The organism is Pseudomonadota bacterium (genome assembly GCA_026388315.1).
Taxonomy (GTDB): domain Bacteria; phylum Desulfobacterota; class Syntrophorhabdia; order Syntrophorhabdales; family Syntrophorhabdaceae; genus MWEV01.
This window is the reverse complement of the sequence record JAPLKA010000100.1, coordinates 1-22,221: the sequence shown is the minus strand read 5'-3', so window position 1 is coordinate 22,221 and position 22,221 is coordinate 1. Positions and strand designations below refer to the sequence as shown.

Annotated in this window: 18 protein-coding genes; 11 read left to right on the top strand and 7 right to left on the bottom strand. The window is 46.1% G+C overall.

Going from position 1 to position 22,221, the window contains the following annotated elements; all coding sequences use genetic code 11:
• The first annotated feature begins 630 nt into the window (after positions 1-630).
• From NTX75_14555 to NTX75_14530, 6 genes are all read left to right on the top strand, one after another.
• The gene (locus tag NTX75_14555) at positions 631-3,315 is read left to right on the top strand and encodes a CBS domain-containing protein (GenBank protein MCX5817436.1); all 2,685 of its coding nucleotides are present in this window, start codon (positions 631-633) and stop codon (positions 3,313-3,315) included.
• Between the two features lie 283 nt (positions 3,316-3,598).
• Positions 3,599-4,306 (top strand): segregation/condensation protein A, encoded by a 708-nt coding sequence (locus tag NTX75_14550; GenBank protein MCX5817435.1) that lies wholly within the window; start codon positions 3,599-3,601, stop codon positions 4,304-4,306.
• Positions 4,288-5,145 (top strand): signal peptide peptidase SppA, encoded by an 858-nt coding sequence (gene sppA, locus NTX75_14545; GenBank protein ID MCX5817434.1) that lies wholly within the window; start codon positions 4,288-4,290, stop codon positions 5,143-5,145. Before NTX75_14550 ends, sppA begins: the two co-directional genes overlap by 19 nt.
• An 11-nt stretch (positions 5,146-5,156) precedes the next feature.
• Complete coding sequence (gene glgX, locus NTX75_14540; protein ID MCX5817433.1) at positions 5,157-7,274, top strand: glycogen debranching protein GlgX; 2,118 nt, start codon at positions 5,157-5,159, stop codon at positions 7,272-7,274.
• Positions 7,259-8,911, top strand: coding sequence for a glucose-6-phosphate isomerase (gene pgi, locus NTX75_14535; GenBank protein MCX5817432.1), 1,653 nt, complete (start codon positions 7,259-7,261; stop codon positions 8,909-8,911). Before glgX ends, pgi begins: the two co-directional genes overlap by 16 nt.
• Positions 8,912-9,035: 124 nt before the next feature.
• Positions 9,036-9,479, top strand: a complete 444-nt coding sequence (locus tag NTX75_14530; protein ID MCX5817431.1) for a GNAT family N-acetyltransferase — start codon at positions 9,036-9,038, stop codon at positions 9,477-9,479.
• Between the two features lie 8 nt (positions 9,480-9,487).
• On the opposite strand, the gene NTX75_14525 is transcribed toward NTX75_14530, so the two are convergent.
• The 4 genes from NTX75_14525 to NTX75_14510 all read right to left on the bottom strand — a co-directional run bounded on the left by NTX75_14525 (position 9,488) and on the right by NTX75_14510 (position 12,033).
• Positions 9,488-10,138 carry a TPM domain-containing protein gene (locus NTX75_14525; GenBank protein MCX5817430.1) on the bottom strand — a complete coding sequence of 217 codons (651 nt, stop codon included), beginning with the start codon at positions 10,136-10,138 and terminating at the stop codon, positions 9,488-9,490.
• Positions 10,138-10,998: a TPM domain-containing protein gene (locus NTX75_14520; protein ID MCX5817429.1), complete on the bottom strand. Its 861-nt coding sequence runs from the start codon at positions 10,996-10,998 to the stop codon at positions 10,138-10,140. The genes NTX75_14525 and NTX75_14520 overlap by 1 nt, the downstream gene beginning before the upstream one ends.
• 170 nt (positions 10,999-11,168) lie before the next feature.
• Positions 11,169-11,753 carry a LemA family protein gene (locus NTX75_14515; protein ID MCX5817428.1) on the bottom strand — a complete coding sequence of 195 codons (585 nt, stop codon included), beginning with the start codon at positions 11,751-11,753 and terminating at the stop codon, positions 11,169-11,171.
• 103 nt (positions 11,754-11,856) lie between these two features.
• Entirely contained in the window at positions 11,857-12,033 is a 177-nt protein-coding gene (locus NTX75_14510; protein MCX5817427.1) for a hypothetical protein, read from the bottom strand.
• 165 nt (positions 12,034-12,198) lie between these two features.
• Between NTX75_14510 and NTX75_14505 the strand changes: the two genes are divergently transcribed.
• Positions 12,199-12,603, top strand: a complete 405-nt coding sequence (locus tag NTX75_14505; GenBank protein MCX5817426.1) for a carboxymuconolactone decarboxylase family protein — start codon at positions 12,199-12,201, stop codon at positions 12,601-12,603.
• 14 nt (positions 12,604-12,617) lie between these two features.
• Here NTX75_14505 and NTX75_14500 read toward each other — a convergent pair whose 3' ends face one another.
• Positions 12,618-14,369 carry a DUF362 domain-containing protein gene (locus tag NTX75_14500; GenBank protein ID MCX5817425.1) on the bottom strand — a complete coding sequence of 584 codons (1,752 nt, stop codon included), beginning with the start codon at positions 14,367-14,369 and terminating at the stop codon, positions 12,618-12,620.
• Between the two features lie 1,022 nt (positions 14,370-15,391).
• On the opposite strand from NTX75_14500, the gene NTX75_14495 reads away from it, so the two are divergent.
• From NTX75_14495 to NTX75_14485, 3 genes are read left to right on the top strand one after another with little or no spacing between them, the layout of a single operon-like run.
• Positions 15,392-15,853, top strand: a complete 462-nt coding sequence (locus tag NTX75_14495; GenBank protein MCX5817424.1) for a DUF2141 domain-containing protein — start codon at positions 15,392-15,394, stop codon at positions 15,851-15,853.
• Positions 15,854-15,872: 19 nt separating this feature from the next.
• Positions 15,873-16,628, top strand: a complete 756-nt coding sequence (locus NTX75_14490) for a MerR family transcriptional regulator (protein ID MCX5817423.1) — start codon at positions 15,873-15,875, stop codon at positions 16,626-16,628.
• Complete coding sequence (locus NTX75_14485; GenBank protein MCX5817422.1) at positions 16,625-18,472, top strand: NAD(P)H-dependent oxidoreductase; 1,848 nt, start codon at positions 16,625-16,627, stop codon at positions 18,470-18,472. The genes NTX75_14490 and NTX75_14485 overlap by 4 nt, the downstream gene beginning before the upstream one ends.
• Before the next feature lie 421 nt (positions 18,473-18,893).
• On the opposite strand, the gene NTX75_14480 is transcribed toward NTX75_14485, so the two are convergent.
• Complete coding sequence (locus tag NTX75_14480) at positions 18,894-19,319, bottom strand: hypothetical protein (GenBank protein MCX5817421.1); 426 nt, start codon at positions 19,317-19,319, stop codon at positions 18,894-18,896.
• Between the two features lie 435 nt (positions 19,320-19,754).
• Here NTX75_14480 and NTX75_14475 point away from each other — a divergent pair, with 435 nt between their 5' ends.
• Positions 19,755-21,683: an ATP-binding cassette domain-containing protein gene (locus tag NTX75_14475; protein ID MCX5817420.1), complete on the top strand. Its 1,929-nt coding sequence runs from the start codon at positions 19,755-19,757 to the stop codon at positions 21,681-21,683.
• A gap of 285 nt (positions 21,684-21,968) precedes the next feature.
• Here NTX75_14475 and NTX75_14470 read toward each other — a convergent pair.
• On the bottom strand, positions 21,969-22,221 hold a 253-nt coding region (locus NTX75_14470), incomplete at its 5' end, for an ATP-binding domain-containing protein (GenBank protein MCX5817419.1).

Below are 22,221 nucleotides of genomic sequence, written 5' to 3'. Positions count from 1 at the left end.
ACTTCTAAAATCTTCGTAAAGTCAATATAGGAACCATTTTACGAGATTTCACTTTTTCAGAGAAACTGGCTGGGGTCAAATCTTTATTCTTGACATTAGACAGGAAAAACCCGCACTCTTGAGGATACTGGATTATGGAGTAGGGATTATGGATTATCTTCTAACCCTTACCCCTTAATCCATCAATACTTAATCCACTTTTTGGGCTTAAAGTGCTGTATTGGGGGCAATTTGTAACTTAGGTTACGCAATCCGATATTCGCAATTCCCCAGTCTTGGTGGTTGTTGTTAAGGAAATGTATCCCTGGAACGAATATCGGAACATTTTTTGGGGGGCCACCCGTCTTGGCGAAAACGAGCGTCCCCGAAAGGGGTGATGTGCAGGTATGAACATCTTCGGGTAGCCTCCGCCCTTGCACATCAAGCGAATTGAGCCGGTAGAACGGGTCAAAAATGTGGAGCTGATGAGTGGAAGGGAACATTTCCTTACATCCGGTATCCGGTTGGGGTCGGACCAAACCCCAGTGAAATAGAGTAGCACGGCACCATGATGGTTTGATGGTTGACCGGTATGCGTTATATTAAATTTCGTTCTTGCATAATCGACGCCAATAACTAATAATATTGGTCATGAAGGTTATCACCTCCCACAACAACGCTGACTTCGATTCCCTCTCCTCCATGGTTGCTGCGAAGAAACTATACCCGGATGCGATCCTTGCATTTCCCGGCTCACAGGAAAAAACCCTGAGAGAATTTCTCATTCACTCCACCCTCTATATATTTGATATCGAAAAAACGAAGCGCATAGATTATAACGCAATTGATACGCTTATACTTGTCGATACCAGGCAAAAGAGAAGGATCGGGGAATTCGCAAAGGTTGTGGAGGCAGGAAAGGCCAAAATCCACATATATGACCATCATCCCTCGACCAGTGACGATATCAAAGGGGATGTAGAATTTATAAGACATGCAGGTGCAACAGTATCAATTCTCATATCCATAATTAAGGAGCGTAATCTTACCATATCCCCGGAAGAAGCAACGGTGATTATGCTCGGCATATATGAAGAAACGGGAAGCTTTCTTTTCCCTTCCACCACAATCGAAGATTTCGCAGCCGCATCCTTCCTGCTCTCAAAGGGTGCAAACGTAAATATCGTTTCAGATATGCTCGTAAAAGAATTGACACCGGAACAGGTATTCCTTCTGAATGACCTCATCAGCAACGCCTCCATCTATAATATAAACGGCATAGACATAGTGATCACTGAGGGCTCAACAGAAGAATATGTAGGTGACCTTGCGGTGGTGGTTCATAAATTCAGGGATATGGAAAACATCAATGTCGTCTTTGCCCTTTTCAGGATGGAAGACAGGGTATATATGATCGGGAGAAGCAGAATAACAGAAGTTGATGTAGGGCATATCCTTTCTTTATTCGGAGGCGGGGGCCACAAGGAGGCTGCCTCTTCTACAGTGAAGGACATGACCATCATCGAAGCTAAGGATAAGCTTATACGGCTTCTTAAATACAATATCACACCTCCCTGGAAGGCAAGGGACATCATGTTCTTCCCTGTGAAATCAATTGATGCCGAATGCCCCATCGCTGAAGCAAAGAGCATTATGGTCAAATACAACATAAACGCCCTGCCCGTCGTGTCAAATGAAAAGGTTGTGGGCGTGATTACAAAACAGATTGTTGAAAAGGCAGCGTTCCACAAACTGGAAAACATACCTGTGCGGGAATACATGTCTACCGAGTCTTCAACGGTCAAACCGGAGGACTCTATCGAAAAGGTAAAGGAATTTCTTATCGGGAATAATCAGAGATTCCTGCCTGTTACAAGAGAAGGGAAGCTGGTAGGCGCAATTACCAGAACAGACCTCCTGAGAATATTAGAGGATGAAATCACCAAGGCAGTCGTTGGCAAGCTTGAGTTTCACGATATGTATAAAAAACGGAAAAGCGTAAAGAAACTCATGGAAGAAAGGTTAGACAGGGAAACATTGAAAAAACTCATTGAAATCGGGAGCCTCGCCGATAAGATGGGGTATCATGCCTACCTTGTGGGGGGGTTTGTAAGAGACCTCCTTTTACGTAATGAGAATAATGATATCGATATTGTCATCGAAGGTGATGGAATCATATTTGCCGAAAAGATGTCAGAGATATTCAAGGTGAAAGTGAGACCGCACAAAGAGTTCGCAACGGCAAAGGTAATCTATCCGGACGGCTTCAAGATTGATATTGCAACGGCCCGGCTCGAATATTATAAAGCGCCGGCAGCGCTCCCGACAGTGGAACACAGCTCACTCAAACTTGATTTGCACCGGAGGGACTTTACCATAAACACCCTTGCTATAGCCCTCAACAAAAATACCTTCGGACAGTTAATCGACTTCTTCGGTGCTCAGAGAGACATAAAGGAGAGGGCTATCAGAGTACTGCACAGTCTGAGCTTTGTTGAAGACCCTACAAGGGTTTTCAGGGCGATAAGGTTTGAACACAGATTCGGTTTTCACATCGGAAAACATACGCTTAATCTCATAAAGAATGCGATAAAGATGAACTTTCTCTCAAAGATAAAGGGTAAAAGGATCTGGACCGAGCTTACCCTCACCCTTATGGAAGACAGCCCTGAAAAAATTCTTAAAAGATTGCAGGAACTTGACCTGCTCCGGTTCATATACCCTACCCTCGCATTCGATAAAGAGAAGGAAAGGTTGTTCATTAATATGCACAATGTGCTGAAATGGTATGAATTGCTCTATAGCGGAAAACCGTGCGACAGTATCCAGTTCTATATCCTGGGACTCGTAGACCACGTGAAAGAAGAGGATGTCCTTGAGTTTTGCAGAAAAACAGAAACGACGGAGACTTTCAAAAAACAGCTCGTTGAAAATGTAAAACATATAGGAGAAACAATGCTCAAATTTGCCATCGGTCTGCAGATGATGAAAAAGAGCGAAATTTACAAACAGCTTGAACCCCTTTCCTTAGAGGCAAAACTTTTCATCATGTCAAAAACAAGATCGGAAGAGATAAAAAAATCCATATCGAACTATATTACCTATAAAGATTCCTGTAAGCCCCTCCTCACGGGGATCGATCTCAAGCATATGGATATTAAGGAGGGCCCCGTATATAAAGAGATTCTGGACCATTTGAAAGAGGCAAAAATAGATTTGAACTTAAAAACAAAAGATGATGAGGCAGGCTTTATTAAAGATTACATTACAAAACATGGCATTATTATTGAGAAAAGTCATAGCCCTGAAAAAACGGTAATGTCAGAAAACATATGAAAAACTTTTTATTAGCCGCAGACGGACGCAGACAAAAACCGGACGGTATTTTATATCGGCTGCCGACCTGGCACCCGATATACTCCATGCCCTTCGGGCAGAGTGAAAATTTAATATATTCGCCCGTTAGGGCTGAATATTTGATAGGCGGCAATGTCGCCGGCTATCAAAAAGATTGCTCATCAGTATTCGTCTGCTCTTGTCAGCTCTTGTCGAGCGCAAGCGGGCGGCAAAATAATTATAGAGATTTTGACAAAAGCGAAAAAACGGACAGGGGGCCGGAATGAGTCTTCTGGTTCCCTCGCTGGAAGTTAAAATCGAGTGTTATGAAGGACCTCTCTCCGTCCTAATTACACTTATTAAGAAAAACAAGGTAAGCATCTGGGACATACCGCTTTCTCTCATCACTGAAAGGTTTCTTGAATATGTGGACTTTGTTCAGAAAATGAATTTGAGAATTGCTGAAGATTTTATTGATATGGCATCGCTCCTCATTTACATAAAGTCAAAGATGCTTCTTCCCGCACATGAGACAGATAATGAATATGATCCGAGGGAAGAACTTGTTGAAAGAATTATAGAATATGAGAAAATACGCAGTATGGCAGAAAAGATCGATGGTCTTCCTCTGCTCTACAGGGATACCTTTTGCAGGGAGCAAAAATCCATCGACGGCGATACAGATTTTGATTTACTCCATCTCTGTAATATCTTCTTTGAATTGATAAAAACAAGAGAAGAGAAATTCATAGTTATAAGGGAGATTAAACCCACACTGGAAGAAAAATTGGCAATGCTGAAAACCGTACTCGATTCAGCGGGCCTTTTTGTGTGGAATATAAAAGAACAAACAGAGCACGCTGAAAAAATCGCAACAGTGCTCGGGATGCTCGAACTGACCAAGATAAAGGTTGCAACAATTTCTCAAAGGAAACCATTCGGGAAGATAGTGTTGAAGAAAAGGAGTGAACCATGGCACGTTCAAAAATAAAAACAGCATTTTTAGTAATATTCATCATTATTATCCTCAGTTTCTTTATATCCCTGGCGATAGGGGTTTCAGGCAGGGCGTTCGGGGAAAAGATCGGTGTCGTTGAGATAGAAGGGGTTATCGCAGATTCTAAGGATATTATGGAAGACATCGTAAGATTCAAAGAAGATGAGACCATTAAAGGGGTGATCCTCAGGATAAACTCTCCTGGCGGGTCAGTTCCTCCCAGCCAGGAGATATTTGAAGAGGTAAAAAAACTAAGAGCGAAAAAGAAGGTGTACATCTCAATGGGTACAGTGTGTGCCTCCGGTGGTTATTACATTGCCACAGCAGGAGAAAAGATTTATGCGATGCCCTCTACGATTACCGGCAGCATCGGTGTAATTATGGAGCAGGTGGTTATTGAAGACCTTATGAAGAAGGTTGGCCTGCAACCGAATACCATGAAGGCAGGCGATTTTAAAGACGTGGGATCGCCTTTCAGAAAGATGAAGGTGGAAGAAAGGAAATACTTCCAGGAAATACTCAATACGATTCATACACAATTTATTAATACCGTGGCAACTCAAAGAAAAATACCGATGGATACTGCAAAAAAATTGTCCGACGGAAGGATTTATCTGGGCCAGCAGGCAAAGGACTTAAAACTCATAGACCAGATAGGCACATTCTACGATACAGTGGATGATATGAAAAATACCCTGAACATAAAAGGAAAACCGGTACTTGTTTACGGCAAACGGCCTTTTTCCCTCCTTAAATGGCTCATCTCCTCCATCTCCCAGGAACTTATATCCCAGCAGTTTTCTTCGCCATTCAAGTACATCATGACGCCTTGAGGCAGGTGTCCATGAAACATACAATCCGTCCAGGCTGGTGGTATCCTCATGGGGCTACGGTAACCCCTGACGGGGTTAATTTTTCCATCGCTACCGGCTATGCCACTTCTGCAGAACTGCTTCTTTTTGAGCATGCCGATAGCCCTGAGCCCTACGAGGTCATTCAGCTTGATCCGGATATTCACCGAACGTTTTTCTTCTGGCATGTCTTTGTGGAAAAACTGCCTGCCGGTATCCACTATGCGTGGCGTATTGACGGACCTGACGATACCCGCACAACCGGTTTCCGTTTTGACGGAAAAAAGATTCTCCTCGATCCCTATGCACGCGCTGTAACCCACACATTATGGAACAGGAAACGTGCGAGCGAGCCAGGGGATAACTCTGAGTGTTCAATGCGATGTGTGATTCCTCCTGACGATGACTATGACTGGGAAGGAGATAAGCCGGTCAATCATCCTTCTCAAACAATGGTCATCTATGAGATGCATGTCGGGGGTTTCACCAAACACCCTTCATCACATGCAACATATCCGGGAACTTTTAACGGTATTGCAGAAAAGATCCCCTACCTCAAGGCCTTAGGCATCACTCACATTGAGCTTATGCCTGTCATGGCCTTTGATGAGCAGGCTGTTCCTGAGGATGTTGCAAACCTCGGATTAAAGAATTACTGGGGCTACAATACACACAGTTTTTTTTCACCCCATCCGGGTTATTGCATAACCCCGGAACATGGGACTCACCGCCGGGAGTTCCGGGATATGGTAAAGGCATTACACCGTGCAGATATCGGCGTAATCCTTGATGTGGTTTTTAATCACACAGCCGAAGGTGGCGCCGACGGACCTACTATCAATTTCAAAGGCCTTGGCAACGACGTTGCGTACCACCTCGACCCTGATGATCGGAGTATCTACCGTGATTATACCTGTTGCGGAAATACATTGAACTGCAACCACCCCCTTGTGTGCAGGTTCCTCATCGACTGCCTTGAATACTGGGTTCGGGAAATGCGTGTAGATGGTTTTCGTTTTGACCTTGCCAGCGTGCTCATACGGGGCGAAGGCGGGATGCCTGTCGAACATGCACCTGCAGCGTGGAATATCGAATTGTCAGATGTATTGGTCCGCGCATATATTATTGCAGAAGCATGGGATGCTGCCGGACTCTATCAGGTCGGCAAATTTCCGGGGTTTCGCTGGAAGGAATGGAACGGGAGATATCGTGATGTAATCCGTCGTTTTGTTCGCGGAGAAAAAGGGCTTATCGGCGAAGTTGCCACCCGCATAGGAGGGAGCAGCGATTTCTATGAACATGAAGGTCGCTTACCCACCAACAGCATCAATTTTATCACCTGTCATGACGGGTTCACATTATACGACCTTGTAAGCTATGATGAAAAACATAATGATGCGAACGGCGAAAATAACCTGGACGGTATGAACGATAATCTGAGCTGGAACTGCGGTTTTGAAGGAAAGATAAATAATCCTGCTATTCTTTCATTCCGTAAACAGCAGGTAAAAAATTTTATGGCAATACTTTTTCTCAGTCAGGGAATTCCCATGATGCTTTCCGGAGATGAGGTTTTGCGCACACAGCAGGGTAACAATAACTGTTATTGCCAGGACAACGAACTGAGCTGGTTTGATTGGGCCCTCGTGGAAGAGAATCGGGACATGATGCGTTTTGTGTCGGAACTGATAGCATTTCGTAAAAGGCATCCATCACTCATGCGAAAAAGGTTTCTCACCGGGGGGGGGAAGAGGGGCGATCGCCTGCCGGATATTGTCTGGCATGGGGCAACACTCAATGAGCCTCCCTGGAACGATCCGGAAGCGAGAATCCTCGCTTTTACCCTCAGCGCAACGGAAGATAGCGAAGAAGACCTCCACATCGTTTTGAACATGTCAGATGATACCATGGAAATGCCCTTGCCACAGTTTCAGGGGTATACATGGTACAGGGCAATGGACACCTCACTGCCATCGCCTGAAGATATTGTAAAACCCGAATATCAGCTACAGGTTACTATACCTGCCTATTCTTCAGCGCCACACAGTATAGTTGTTTTTGAAAAAAAATCATTCATTCAGGGGGAAAACATATCATGCTTAACAAAATAAATCCGACCCTAACAACCGCATGGAAGGGGCTCGAGGCCCACTATGATGTGATGAAAAGGATACACATGGTGGATATGTTCAAAAATGACCCGGAAAGATTTCAGAAATTTTCTCTTCGTTTCGAAGATATAACAGTGGATTACTCAAAAAATATCATCAATCAAGAAACTGTGAACCTTCTCATGGAGCTTGCTGTTGAGTGCAAAGTAAGCGATGCCATCGAAAAGATGTTTACAGGAGATATCATCAACGAGACGGAAGAGAGGGCGGTCCTCCATGTGGCCTTGCGAAACCGTTTAAATACCCCTATTTATGTAGATGCGCAGGATGTTATGCCGGAAGTCAATGCAGTATTAAACCAGATGGAACAATTTTCAGAAAATGTTATCTCAGGACAGTGGAAAGGCTATACAGGCAAGACCATCACCGATATAGTGAATATCGGCATCGGCGGCTCGGATATGGGGCCCCACATGGTTGCTGAAGCATTGAAGCCTTACTGGAAAAAGAACATACAGGCGCACTTTGTTTCTAATATTGACGGAACACATATCGCTGAAACCCTGAAAAAGGTATCACCGGAAACGACACTCTTTATGATAGCTTCAAAGACATTTACCACCCAGGAAACCATGACGAATGCGCATACTGCACGAAAATGGTTCCTCGACTCGGCAAAAAAGGATGAATGTATAAAGCATCATTTTGTTGCCATTTCAACAAACGAAAAAGAGGTAATAAAATTCGGCATAAATCCGGCAAACATGTTCAGGTTCTGGGACTGGGTAGGCGGGAGGTATTCACTCTGGTCGGCAATAGGGTTGTCTATCGCATGCACCATAGGCTTCAAACACTTTGTTGAGCTTCTTGAAGGCGCCCACGCCATGGATAAACACTTCAGAGAAACACCATTTGAGAAAAATATACCGGTGATCCTGGCGCTGATCGGTGTCTGGTATAATAATTTTTTTGGCGCCGGGACCGAGGCGATCCTCCCTTATGACCAGTACCTCGAAAGATTCCCGGCATATTTTCAGCAGGGAAATATGGAAAGTAACGGTAAATCCGTAGACAGATCAGGGAATCAAGTTACCTGTCAGACAGGCCCTATCATCTGGGGTGAACCCGGGACAAACGGACAGCATGCCTTTTTTCAGCTTATTCACCAGGGCACAAAACTGATCCCATGTGATTTCCTTGCCCCTGCCATAAGTCATAACCCTATTGGTGAACATCATATGATACTGCTCTCAAATTTTTTTGCCCAGACGGAAGCCCTCATGAAGGGAAAACCGGAAAAAGAGGTGTATGAAGAACTCAGGCAGTCAGGAGCAAGTGATGAAGAGATAAAACGGATGGCCCCTTTCAGAACATTCAAGGGCAACAGGCCTTCCAACACACTATTATTCACAAAAGTGACGCCAAGAACGTTAGGAAGTCTCATAGCCATGTATGAACATAAAATTTTTGTTCAGGGTGTAATATGGAACATCTTCAGCTTTGACCAGTGGGGTGTTGAGTTGGGGAAGCAACTCGCAAAAAAGATACTCTCCGGGATGGCTGATGATACACAAGCAGCATCACATGATTCATCCACAAATGCATTAATAAACACATATAAGAAGCTGAGAAGATAAACCCTCCTCACAATTTGTATACAAAAAATATTAAGAAAAAATTCCCAACGCCTTGACAAGACATTTCCCTCTGCTATACTTGAAATAAGAAAAATATACTAAAACAAAAACGGAGGCGGGGGATATGGATCTCATGGAACCGGTAAAATTAAGGATATTAACAATGAAAGACCTCGATGCGGTCGCAGAAATCGATTATGTTCTGCTTGGTAAAAAAAGGAGGGAATACTGGGAAAACAGACTCGAACATACCGAGACTTCCGGGGTACCGTCTTTGGCCGCAGAGGTGAACGGAAAGGTCATCGGGTTTATTCTGGGCACTGCAAGTGGCTGGGAATATGGCATACCTGAAAATGTGGCGTGGATAGATACACTCGGCGTTATTAAGGAGTATCAGAAAAAGGGTATTGCACGACTTCTGTTTAAAGAAATGTTTTCAATGTTTAAAAAGGTTGGGGTTGATACGATATATGTCTTTGTCGACTGGAAGGATTGGGACCTGCTTCAGTTCTTTGACAGAATGGGATTCAATAAGGGCGATATGATCAACCTGGAAATGAAGATTTAAACAAAACCCTAATCACCTGAATCGTATATGACTTCATCGGTGAGTTCATCGATATCCCCTGCAGTGCCGGGGTAATATTTCGCAAGAAGTCCACCTATTTCCTGAATCGCCTCGCAGAGTGCATCACAAGCACGTCCTTCACGCACACCTTTTGAGACCGTGCGGGCAAACCTGTTTAATGTAGGTTGCGTGATCTTTTTGTGGATACCTTTGTCGGCAAGCACCCAAACCTTTCTTTCAAGGAGGGAGAGAAAAAAGATTACCCCTGTGTGGTCTTTCGTCCTGTACAAACCTTTTTCATAGAAAGCCCTGATTGCCCGCTCTTTCACCGCCCTCTCCATCTTCCTTTTTCCCACGAATGCCACTTTAAGGACAGGTGCTTTCCTGAATAGCACATGAGAGGGAAAGTATAAAACGAAAGATAGCGGGATATAAACCCATATGGATGAATGGAAAAACACAACAGTAAGCACGAGGGAAATAAGGCTGCCGAGAAAAATGCCGCCTATGACCTCCGCCTCGATATACTGACTGCTATGATTGACCATCACAACGGCTATCTCGCCCGTTGTATGCAATTCTGCGTCCACAGTTGCTTTTTTAATTTTCTCTCTTTCTTCTTTGGTGAAAAACTTTTCTGACTTTGTATGATATTTCATTACCAGTCCCCTGAAGAGCCTCCGCCTCCAAAATCACCGCCACCGCCTCCATCGAAGAAACCGCCACCGGAATCTCCGCCTCCGCCACCGGAACCCCAACCGCCTCCGCCAAACCAGAAACCGCCACCATCACCGGACCCTCGCCCGGAGAACAACATGGGCAGAAAAATTCCCATAAGCAAACCGGCAACGGCAACAAGGATAAGGGTAACGATAACGGGTCCTATAATAAAATATGCAACAGCAGGCAAACCTAACGCCCCTGCCGCTCCGCCTAAAACACGAGAAGCCTTTCCGATTGACAGTAACGCTATCCCCCCGAAAATCAAAAGGGTCATTACCGGAAAAAAACTCCCCCTTCCCCGTGAAGTACGTTTCGGCTCAGCCTTGAATTCCCCCCGTGTAGCATCAATGAGGGCGTGGATGCCTGCGATAAAACCTGCATCAAATTCACCTCTTTTAAACTTTGGTTTTATCACAAGATCGACGATCCGCCCGGCCGTTAAATCGGTAAGTTTACCTTCGAGGCCACGCCCCACTTCAATCCGCATCTTCTTTTCCTGGTTTGCCACGAGGAACAGGACCCCATTGTCCTTTCCTTTCTGGCCAACCTTCCACGATTCAACTACTTTTATGGAGTAGTCCTCCAAGGATTCGCCCTGAAGCGAAGGGATGGTAAGGATAACGATCTGTGTTGAATCAGACTTTTCGAAGGCCATCAACTCTGACTCAATTTTTGCCTTCGCTGAAGCGGACATCATATTGGCGTTGTCGTTTACATAACCCTTAAGAGGGGGAACATCAAGAGCGTCACAATTAAGAGTGAATAGTGAATAGTGAATAGTGAATAAAAAAAACAAGAACAAAAAAAACAGTTTATTTTTCATTTTACAATTAATGTTTTACCTCTTTAAAAGGGTTCAAGGGGTCGGATGATTAGATGATCGGAAGTTTGGCTAACCCTCTAAACCTCCAACCCTCCAGCTTGCCCGCTTGCCAGCCTTTCTTTCCCCTTTTACCTTTCACATTATTAAAACTTCACCTGCGGTGCTTTTTCTGCTCCCGGGTCGGCCTTAAAAGGTTCTTTCGGTGTCAGATGAAGTAACAGGCTGTTAGTAAGGCTATTGGGGAATATACGCAGGGAAGTATTGAATTCCTGCACTGACTTGTTATACCTTGTCCGGGCTACGTTTATCCTGTTTTCTGTACCCTCAAGCTGATTCTGAAGGTCTCTGAAATTCTGGTTCGCTTTGAGGTCAGGATACCGTTCTGCCACAAGCAAAAGTCTTGAGAGCGCCCCGCCCATTGATGCCTGAGCCTGTTGAAACTGGGCCATTGCCTTGGGGTCACCAATCATATCCTTTGATACCTGAATAGTTCCAACCTTTGACCGTGCCTGCGTGACGGCTTCAAACGTTTCTTTTTCATGTTTCGCATAGGCCTTCACTGTCTCTACGAGATTCGGTATGAGGTCATTCCTTCTCTGATAAGAAGCCTCTACATCCCCCCATGCTGCTTTTACAGCCTCCTCGTTTCTCTGCATCATGTTATAGCCGCAACCGGTCATGCTCACCATTACAGCAATAAATACTAAATAGATTAACACTCTTTTCATTGTTCCTCCTGAGATTTTAAATAACCAATGACCAAATAACAATACACAAAGCGGGATTTTTGTTTGTAATTTGTTATGGTCATTGTAATTTTCCTTTATTCCATCATTTCTTTTCTTCTTTACGTAATGCCTTCTCTTTACAGGACATATTTTTGTGAACAAGGGATTTTTTGAGGTTACAGTATAACGCCACGAATGTCCTGCAACTCCCTGCCCCGTCCACTGCTGTCTCTTTTGGATGCTCAGCATATTTGCACATTAAATCACAGAAATTCAACATACGTCCCTTTCGGCTCCTGTTTCTAATTGTACGAAGAAATGAGATGCATTGTAAACAGAAAACAAGACTTCCGGTTATTATTCATTTCACACACAGTTGTTATTGACGTCTATAAAATATGCGTGTTAAAAGATTTTACCATTTCAAAAGAGGAGGATATACGCTATGGATGATGAAATAAAAAAAAGAACACAGGAGACTGCAAAGAAACTTTTTGGAAAGGGCATCAAGATGGACCCCCCTTACCTTATGTGGAAGGAATTCGACAGAGATCTTGCCAATGACCTTTCCATGTTCATTACTGGCAACCTGTATTCCCGCACTGTTTTAACGCTTCCGGAACGTCAGATGGCAGCCTGCGCCATGCTCGCCGCACTCGGTGCAGCGGATGAATTGAGGCTTCATGTGAATGCAGCGCTCAATGTGGGGTGCGACCCAAAAAAACTGGCAGAGGTGTTTTTCCAATTGGCCCCCTATGGCGGTATGCCTTTAGTCAACAAAGCGCTTGAGGTTTACCGGGAAGTCCTTAAAGAGAGAGGTGAGTGGGACAGTTTTCGCAAAGAGGGATGATATTAAGCTTGAAATTATGTCATCGCCAGGATTTCCTGGAGCATCTCGCCCAATTTCGCCTCTTCACTCTTGTCTGCATACTGAGGCCTTTCTATGTCGGGAAATAAACCGAATATCCCGTTTACAATCGCCTCTGCGTGGGGAGGACACCCCGGCAGGTGGGTACCCATTTCTGCGTTATGCTGCTGACAGATGCCCATAAAGATATTCGTCTCGTCCGGATTAATTGGGTACTGATTCACAGGGCCGGGGAATATGTTTACTTTACGGTCAAATGGCCGGTCAATCAGCATCCTGCTTTCATCCTTCGGGTCAGATTTCCTTAATTTATTCAAAACAAAGTGAAGATATCCCGTGCATCCGGAACAGGCAGAACCAACGTGAATGGTAATATCCCTGCCGCTTTTTACGTTAATCTCCGGCTGTTTAAAGGGGCTTGTCACCTCATTGATGGAAGGACCGATAATATTGATCTTATCGCTCTCAATTGGCCCCATTCCCTGCATATAGGCAAGGAAAACCGGTGGGGATGTGGCAGGGTCAATGCCCATCACCCGCATGGCAACAGCATCTATTGCCACAGGATTCGTTCCCCCGATCAGAAGATCCATCTTCTTCGGGGTACCCGAAATAGGTCCAAAATCCTCCTGGCCGGTGAGTCCATCGATGATAATGAGTTTTGGTTTTATAAGATGGTGGATATTCACAAGATTCTGCCAAAGGCCAAAGAAGTGTGTCATGTACTTTTCAAGGGGAGGGATTGCCCCCTGGAGGTGCTTGATGCTCAAGGATGCCACAGCGGCAAAATGAATCTTGAGAACGGGGACGCTGATAATCACATCCGCCTCTTCGATGGTTAAGGGGATTTTTCGCGAAAGCATCCTCTTGCCCCCAGGGACAGGCTTCTCAACCTGCTTATCCGTATTCAGGTCAACAAGGCTCACTTTTACAGGGTCAAGATCAACAAGACTGTCATACCCGTAATGCTGAAACATTTTTGCAGTCTCGCTGCGGTTAATTGAAGACCCTTCTCCGATAATTATTTTCCCCGCTACAGGCAAAAGGAGCTCCACCAGCGCCCTGATAACTCTGATATCCGTGACAATACCCCCTTTATAGGCACCGTCCTTTAACCCGTGATCGCTTACAATATTGGGCTTAATAACAACCGTCTGGCCTGTTTTGACAAATTTTTTGAGTCCACCGAGTGTATCGATGAGATGTTTAACCCCTTCTTTTATCTCTTCGTAAGCCTGAGTTTCAGGAATTTTTTCAATGGTCACTTTCTCCATTTTCCGGTAGGCTTTGGCCGGCTTCATTCCGTGAAGCTTTTGAAGCAGCACCGAAGTGCTCAAATCCATCCTGACCACAGGAAATCCTTCCGCCATAAATGAACGTGTAGGCCGGAATCCGTATTCAATCATCCACTGGTATTTCTCCTTGTCGTCTTTATGAATCTCTGCCGAAACAAGGTTCTCTTTTGCGACCAACGCATCGGCCATTTCGTGCTCAATGTCTTTTTCTCTCCATTCTTTCTTAATGAGAATCTCTTCCACCGTACTCTTTCGGGGATTGTAAATAATCCAGCCCACAACAGTATTGTCCTTTTTAGCTATGAATATGACTATACCAGAATTGTCTTTCCGCCTATGCCATTTCATTGTTGCATAGTTAGAATCTATGCCTGCACCGTTATAATAGTTATGGAGATTCTTCCGCAACACATGGGACAATCTCCCCTTCTTCAATGTTATTGCCGGTATCATTTTAAAGCCTCCTTCATGCCTTCCTTATTTTATCAAAACCTCTATAATTCTTTTGCCGCCCGCTTGCGCTCGACAAATGCGGACGAGAGCGGACAAATACTGATGAATAATCTTTTTGATAGCCGGCGACATTGCCGCCTATCAAATATTCAGCCCTAACGGGCGAATATGTTAAATTTTCACTCTGCCCGAAGGGCATGGGGTATATCGGGTGCCAAGTCGGCAGCCGATATAAAATACTGTCCAGCTTTTGTCTGCGTCCGTCTGCGGCTAAATAAAAAAAGTTTTTCATGTCTTTTTTGACATTACCACTTCATTATATTTCCATAAAGTATTGCATTACCGGCTATCACTTTTCAAGTTACTTATTCAGTGTCACATCTCCACGGCCTGTCGCTCAAGCTGTTTATACGCCGAAAAACTATTTTGCTCCCTGCTCCCAAGATGTAGGCTAACAACCGGCCGCAAGGGATTGCCAAGAAAGAATCGATATGTCGGGGGGGCGGGAGCAATACAAGATGTCTCTGTCCCACTTTTAGGAAGTTTTGAGAGCAATAACGTGCGAGACAGCGTCCGTATTCACTTTTCATGGATTTCAACAATTGCAGCAAATGTTGCTGCAATCTCCTTGGATAGGCCTTCGGGCCTTCGGTTATAACTTCTGCCTGTATCGTGCCAGATCAGTTTCAGGGAAATACCTTTTTGCCCCGCCGACCCAAGTGAATATTATCGGGTTTTTTCAACTCAAAACTTAACACTCATGCGGTTTAATCCCGATTGATGAGGGACAACTCAACACTGCTTATAAAACTTAGCTTGGTCCGACCCCGACGATCTCGACAGAGGAACATCAAGCAGTTTCCTACTTTTTAAAAATGGCAAAAAATCAAGCTGAAAAATATTATATTGTGTAAAGTAACACTTGACGCTTAATACATTATTTATTATAATGGCAGCACAATGCATGTCGTGTCCGGAAACCCATGCGTAAGAGGGTGTAAAAAATATATAAGGGGTTTTATATGAAGACAATTATAATGGTATGGTTCACTTTAATTTCTGTGGTGTTTGCAGGACTGGTAATCGCTCAGGATGTCCCGAAGGAACAGCCCGGGACCGGTATGCTTACGATTCGGGTTGGCGGATTCAGTAACGACAGGGGCACCGCAAGGATCGGCCTTTACAGCTCAAATGAGGACTTCAAAAACAAGAAGACCGGTAAGGCCGTGCAGTTAACCGCTGCTCCGATAAAAAACAAAAAAGCAGAATGGGTAATCGGCGATCTTCCCTTCGGTGTTTATGCAGTAAAGGTCTTTCATGATGAAAACGACAGTGGCAAGCTGGAAACAAACATGTTCGGTGTTCCTAAAGAAAAATACGGATTTTCAAATAACGCAAGGGCCACTTTCGGTCCCCCTGACTTTGAGAAGGCAAGGTTCATCCTGGATAAGATGAGTATGACGATCAGTATAACGGTAGAATAGCGTGCGGAGGAAGGAAACGTTGAGAGAAAAGAATACAGAACAGATAATCACAACCGTAGAGGGTAAGAAAAAATACACGAAAGGGGACCGATCTATCCCGGGCCTTCGCATGAGAGAACTTGCAGAGGCTACGGGTCTCCCTAAGTCTGCCATCCTTCATTATGTTGCCCGGGAATTGCTTCCCGAGCCGATAAGAAAGGGCCGGAACATGGCCTATTATGATCCGGTATGCATTGAACGTATCAGATTCATCAAGGATTTACAGAACAGATACTCATTTCCTTTGAGCAAGATTAAAACGATTCTTGCTTCCCGGGATCAGGGAAAGGATGTCAATCGCCTCATCGAATTGAATGAGATTATTTTCGGGAGCGGTAGTAGCGCTTCTCTTGATGAGGCCGCATTTTGCACGTCTACAGGCCTGAACCGTGAGCAGGTAAAAGACCTTATGCACAACGGCCTTATCCTGCCTGTTGAGAAGGGTATTTTTAACGAGCAGGATGTGGCTGTCGGCACATTGTATGCCCGGGGTTTTGCCCTCGGAATCAAGGCGTCCGATCTTGCTTTTTATGCTGAAACGGCAAAAGGGGTTGTCGATAAAGAGATGCGGCTCAGGCAGCGGCTGACAGGAAATCTGCCCGAGACTCAGGATGCTGAATTAACCGGGCATCTGGTCCAGGCGGCAAGAATGATCCGCAACTATGTTTTTGAACGGTTCTTCCAGCAGCGTGTCGCCTTGGCCAGCCATTTAAAGGATGAGGTATTGCTCTCATGAAGAAACTTTTGGAAATTTTCCCGGCCATTATCCTTACGGTCTATATCACGGCAGGAAACATGACAGGTTTCCGTCTCTCGTTTGTGCGCCCCTTAAGCCTTTCGGGACTCATTTTTATGGCCCTTATTCTGTTTCTGCGAAGAAAGAAAAACGGCCTCTCAGCCATCGACAAAGGATTCTTTGTATATTTTACTGTCAATGCAGTTGTCTTCTGGGTTTTTCCACAAAACCTGGCCGATATTGCGGCTGCCTTTCCCACAGGCCTTCTTTATACCATTCTCTTTATTCTGACAGCCTTTCCGGCCCTGTTTATGAGGCGGTACTTTACTGAACATTTTGCAAAGAAGTCAACGCCGCAGGCGGTCTGGCAGACGAACATCTTCAAAACTATTAACCGTAATATGACCTGGGCATGGGCAGGGATATTCGCTTTATCTGCCTTTATTACGGTTGTCCCGTGGCTGTTTTCGATGCCTGCAAGCCTGCTTGCCGGTCTTGTCTTTCAGGTGATGCTGCCGGCACTGATAATGCTGGGGATAGGCCTCCCGCTCAACAGGAGATACCCTCTGTATTATCAGCGTAAAATGGGCATCGAACCGGTCCATGAGATCGGGAAGGAGAACATCAAAAAACCTGCCCCGTATATAGGGGCAGAAGAAACGACAAGGAAGGAGGAACATATGACAGATTCTTTAAAAGTAGTGGCCATTAATGGTTCACCCCATGGGGCTATAGGCAATACAAGCCAGATGATCCAGATGATCGCATCGGTCCTGTCTCAGGAAGGCATCGCAGTGGAAGAGGTTTTTCTGTCCGGTAAAAGAATCGAGTATTGTATCGGCTGCGGTGTCTGCCTGGAAAAAACGAGGTGCTGGCGCCAGGATGATCATGCTGAGATAGTTGACAAATTGTTAACGGCGCAGGGGATCATCCTGGCTTCACCGGTCTACTTCAAGCATGTCACCGCACAGATGAAGACCTTTTTTGACCGTTCCCTGAGTCTCGGTCATAAGCCACGGAAAAGCTACAAGCCGGGGTTGGCGATTACCGTGTCTGCCGGGCTTGGCGACAGTACAACGGCCAAATATTTGGAAGGGGTTCTCAGGGTCTATGGTGCATTTTCAGCAGGGGCGATTGTGGCCATTGCAACAAGTCCTGGCGGATTCCTCGGGAAAGAACTGGTGGAGGCAAGGGCAGCGGACCTTGGTCGTGACCTTGCAAGGGCCATAAAAGAACAGAGGCAATACCCGGCTACCGGAGAAGAGCTCTCTTTCTATCTTTTCATGAGAGACCTTGTAACGAGAGAAAAAGACTTTATGCGCGGTGATTATCAGCACTGGCAGGAGGCGGGTTTGCTTGACGGCTTCGAAGCCTATGCAGGACAAAGTTTTACTGTACCGCCATTCGATCCGGCATTGAGAAAGGAATGGCTCAAAAATATCATCACGGAAGAAGTTGATAAAGATAAAGAGAGAGAGGCGCCTGACGAAGTCTCCCCTGGCCACGTCGCCGGTCCGGCATCTGCAAAAAGCTGCCTTGAGCTTCTGAGGATGATGCCCATGGGATTCAAGGGCCAGGCAGGTAAAGATCTTAGCGCGGTGTACCAGTTTGATATTACGGGGTCTGAAGAATTTACCGCGCACCTTAGGATAGCTGACGGGAAGTGCACCTTCCTGGAAGGTCCCCATGAAAGACCTGATGTGGTCATTAAGTCACCGGCAGATGTGTGGCTTGCCATATCAAGGGGAGAGATGGATGGGCAGAGCGCCTTTATGTCCGGGAAGTACAGGGTGGAGGGTAACATAGCGCTTCTGCTTAACTTAAAAAGCCTGTTCGGCGGATAACCTGCAGGGTGGTCAGGGTCATGCCTGGCGGCAAGTCATGTGCCGGCCTTCCTTTAAACGGGCAGGAGATTTGCCTGATTTATTCTACCATTCTTGAAAACAGCATATGGTATTGTATTGATGAAAACGGGACTTCGTCTCACCCAACCCGCCGTCGCAAAGGAGTAAATTGTTTGACGTTCCTCTTGGAAAAGCAAAAGGGGGCTTGCAATGACACATTTGGTAGCGATTGTCCCGCCTTCGGCAGGATTAAACCTTACGGATTGCGGATATCGGATTTCATTCACCATTCACTATAACACCGTATCTCGTTCCCCGTATCTTGTTTTTTAACGCTTCACGGATTTCCACTGTTCACTATTCACTAACGACTATTCACTGATGAAAACTGGGCACAGGCCGGAAAAACCCGCCATTAACGTTAAGGATTAACGGGCACCCATGCATTGTGGGCCGGAACCCACTGGCCGTTTACCCATTGTCCCTGTACTGTGACCCATTGACCGGGAGGTGTATCCATTCCATATCCCGACGGCTGTGCATAGGCAATCGATCCGGAAGGAGGAGCACTGTACACGACCTGTTGAGTCGTCGCATATCTCGGCTGCGACATGGCGCTGACGATAACGGCACCGAGTACAACGGCGCCCAGGGCTGCCCCTGCGATAAGCAGGCCATTGTTATTATCATGGGATCTTGCATAACGGACATTATTATAGGGGCGTACCGGTTGCCGGGCGTAGCGGTAGCCGCGGTCACGATCAAAAGAATTGCTATAACCCACTGAGGGGTTCACAATCATACTTCCCATCATCAAAACCAGAACCATTACGATGATTTTCTTCATCTTACACCTCCAAGACTCATCTTATTGTTCTCTCTGTTCATGTAAATATAAGAGCAATACCCGTGCCATAACGCTAATTATATGTATCTAATCGTAATAGTTGATTAATTCAGCAAACCTTCTTTACGGGAACACCTGTTTTGATGCAGAATCGTCGAATCACATTGTGCTATTCGACAAAAATGTCGTCATATCGCGTAATGCACCCATGAACACTCAGGCGTCCAAACCCCATGACTTGTATAGCTGACAAAGTCCGGGAGTGGCAATTCCGGGCTTTGTCAGCTATACTATGACACATGATACCAATTCGGATTCAAAGATAGAACGAGGCGACGAGGAGGAGGCGACGGAGGCGTACATTTTAGTACGTCGAGGAGATGACGACGAAGGCAACAAAGTTATATGAATGAAGGCGAATTGGTATGAGATGATATGGGACTGATATGGATCAATGATGTTTCGCTAAGCTTCGGCGAACCGCGCCTGCTGGATTGCGTTACGCTTCAGATCGAGGCAGGAGAAAGAATCGGCCTGCTGGGACGGAACGGTTCCGGCAAATCGACCCTTATGAAACTGCTGACAGGCGAAATCACCCCGGATGCAGGTAGGATTGTTCATAGCGGCAACGTGAGAATCGCCATGCTACCACAGGATGTACCCGACGATCTGACGGGAACTGTTTATGACATTGTGGCTTCCGGTGGTAAGGAACATGCGGAGCTGCTCAGAAAATACCACGAGCTGACCCTTCAAATAGGCCGGAGCAGCGATGGCGGCCTCCTTAGAAAACTCGAACAGGTTCAGCACCAGATAGAGACATCCGGTGCCTGGCATTTTCGCCAGCGAGTAGAAACCGTGATCGCAAGGACTGAACTGGACGAGAATGCCGGGTTCGGCTTCTTATCTGCGGGCTTGAAACGCCGGGTCTTTCTGGCCAGGGCACTGGCGAATGATCCGGACCTCCTGCTGCTGGATGAGCCCACCAATCATCTTGATGTCAGCACCATCCTCTGGCTTGAGGATTTCCTGCTGAAGTACGAAAAGACGTTCATGTTCGTCACCCATGACCGGGCGTTCCTCCAGCGATTGGCGACACGTATCGTTGAAATCGACCGGGGCCGCCTTGTATCCTTCGCCTGCGATTACAGGACTTATCTCGAACGCCGGCAGTCCCTGCTGGAAAATGAAGAGAAACAGCGGCATGATTTTGACAAGAAATTGGCCATGGAGGAGAGCTGGATCAGACAAGGGGTCAAGGCCCGTCGTACCCGCAACGAGGGCAGGGTTCGGGCACTGATGCAGATGCGTCAGGAGCGGGCACGCAGGCAAGAACAGACGGGCGTTTCACGACTTGTGATTCAGGAGGCAGAGCGGAGCGGCCGGATGGTTGTGGATGCCGAAAAAGTCTGTTTTGCCTGGGGCGATAAGAAGATTGTTGAAGCCTTCTCCACCACTATCATCCGCGGCGACAAGGTGGGCATCATCGGACCTAACGGTTCCGGCAAGACCACCCTTCTCAGGATACTCCTCGGTGATCTCAAGCCCCAGCAGGGAAGGGTCCGTCTGGGTACCGGGATCGGGATTGCCTACTTTGATCAGCTCCGTGCACAGCTCGACGAAAATAAGACCCTCAGGGAAAATATTGGCGGAGGCAACGACACGATCATAGTGGGCGGCGCCTCGCGGCATGTTGTAGGTTACCTTCAGGGCTTTCTCTTTTCGCCTGAGCGGATAATGTCGCCTGTGAGTTCTCTCTCTGGTGGTGAACGCAATCGCCTGCTTTTGGCGAAACTCTTTATCATCCCATCCAATGTTCTTGTCCTGGATGAGCCCACCAACGACCTTGATGCCGAAACGCTGGAACTGCTTGAAGACCGGTTGCTTGAATACAGCGGGACGATCCTGATGGTCAGTCATGACCGTGAGTTTCTCAATAATGTGGTGACCTCGACGATTGTCTTTGAGGGTGAGGGACTGTTACAGGAATATGTGGGCGGCTATGACGACTGGCTCAGACAGCGGAAGGTACCGGTTGAGCCCCCGAAGTCAACTGCGCCAAAGGAACAAAAGGAAAAGAGGGGGGAACGCCCGAAGGAGAAACAAAAATTATCCTTTAAAGAGACTCGCGAGTTGGAAGCACTGCCGCAGACAATAGAAGCTCTGGAGGCAGAAAAACAGCGCCTCATGGCAACCCTGAATTCCTCTGAATTTTATGCAAGCTACGATGCGGCTAAATTAAGGACAATCAATGATCGGTTGGAAGCCCTTGAAAAGGAGCTGGATGCGGCCTATCATCGCTGGGATAAACTGGAAAATTTGGTTTCAGAATTCAGCAGCACGCCGGGCTTCAGGGCATACTAATTCCAATATGCTATTAAATTGATTTTAATGGGAAACCATTTCTTCAGCTTCCACTCCGGGCGGATTACCCTTGCAGTGATTCGATTCCGTTCAATCTTCTAACTTGCCACTGGGCTTCGGACAAATCAGATTGGCCTAACCGCGGCCTGGCCGCAGGCACACTTCATCTCATCAGCAGGGTACCCAACCCGTCCTCGATGTTCGCTGCAATAAACAGTTTCCCCTTCTATATAAGGATCATCTTGATCGCATATTGGAATAAAACAATATAGATCGCCTATCAACTCATAACTCATCACTGCACTTGTTCATCAGTCTTTCCCTGAGCATGGTATATCTTTTCTGTGGTTTGTTGTTATTGATCGCGATTGAAAGGGCTTTTTTGGTACCGATGAGAATAACGAGCTTCTTGCCCCGCGTGATGCCCGTATAGATAAGGTTCCGCTGCAAAAGCATATAATGCTGGGTTAGCACAGGGATGATGACAACAGGGTATTCACTGCCCTGCGATTTGTGCACTGATATCGCATAGGCAAGG

Coding starts and splice junctions, on each gene's coding strand:
- NTX75_14555 (MCX5817436.1), top strand. CDS start 631: ATGAAGGTTATCACCTCCCACAACAACGCTGACTTCGATTCCCTCTCC.
- NTX75_14550 (MCX5817435.1), top strand. CDS start 3,599: ATGAGTCTTCTGGTTCCCTCGCTGGAAGTTAAAATCGAGTGTTATGAA.
- sppA (MCX5817434.1), top strand. CDS start 4,288: ATGGCACGTTCAAAAATAAAAACAGCATTTTTAGTAATATTCATCATT.
- glgX (MCX5817433.1), top strand. CDS start 5,157: ATGAAACATACAATCCGTCCAGGCTGGTGGTATCCTCATGGGGCTACG.
- pgi (MCX5817432.1), top strand. CDS start 7,259: ATGCTTAACAAAATAAATCCGACCCTAACAACCGCATGGAAGGGGCTC.
- NTX75_14530 (MCX5817431.1), top strand. CDS start 9,036: ATGGATCTCATGGAACCGGTAAAATTAAGGATATTAACAATGAAAGAC.
- NTX75_14525 (MCX5817430.1), bottom strand. CDS start 10,138: ATGAAATATCATACAAAGTCAGAAAAGTTTTTCACCAAAGAAGAAAGA.
- NTX75_14515 (MCX5817428.1), bottom strand. CDS start 11,753: ATGAAAAGAGTGTTAATCTATTTAGTATTTATTGCTGTAATGGTGAGC.
- NTX75_14510 (MCX5817427.1), bottom strand. CDS start 12,033: ATGTTGAATTTCTGTGATTTAATGTGCAAATATGCTGAGCATCCAAAA.
- NTX75_14505 (MCX5817426.1), top strand. CDS start 12,199: ATGGATGATGAAATAAAAAAAAGAACACAGGAGACTGCAAAGAAACTT.
- NTX75_14500 (MCX5817425.1), bottom strand. CDS start 14,369: ATGATACCGGCAATAACATTGAAGAAGGGGAGATTGTCCCATGTGTTG.
- NTX75_14495 (MCX5817424.1), top strand. CDS start 15,392: ATGAAGACAATTATAATGGTATGGTTCACTTTAATTTCTGTGGTGTTT.
- NTX75_14485 (MCX5817422.1), top strand. CDS start 16,625: ATGAAGAAACTTTTGGAAATTTTCCCGGCCATTATCCTTACGGTCTAT.
- NTX75_14480 (MCX5817421.1), bottom strand. CDS start 19,319: ATGAAGAAAATCATCGTAATGGTTCTGGTTTTGATGATGGGAAGTATG.
- NTX75_14475 (MCX5817420.1), top strand. CDS start 19,755: ATGGGACTGATATGGATCAATGATGTTTCGCTAAGCTTCGGCGAACCG.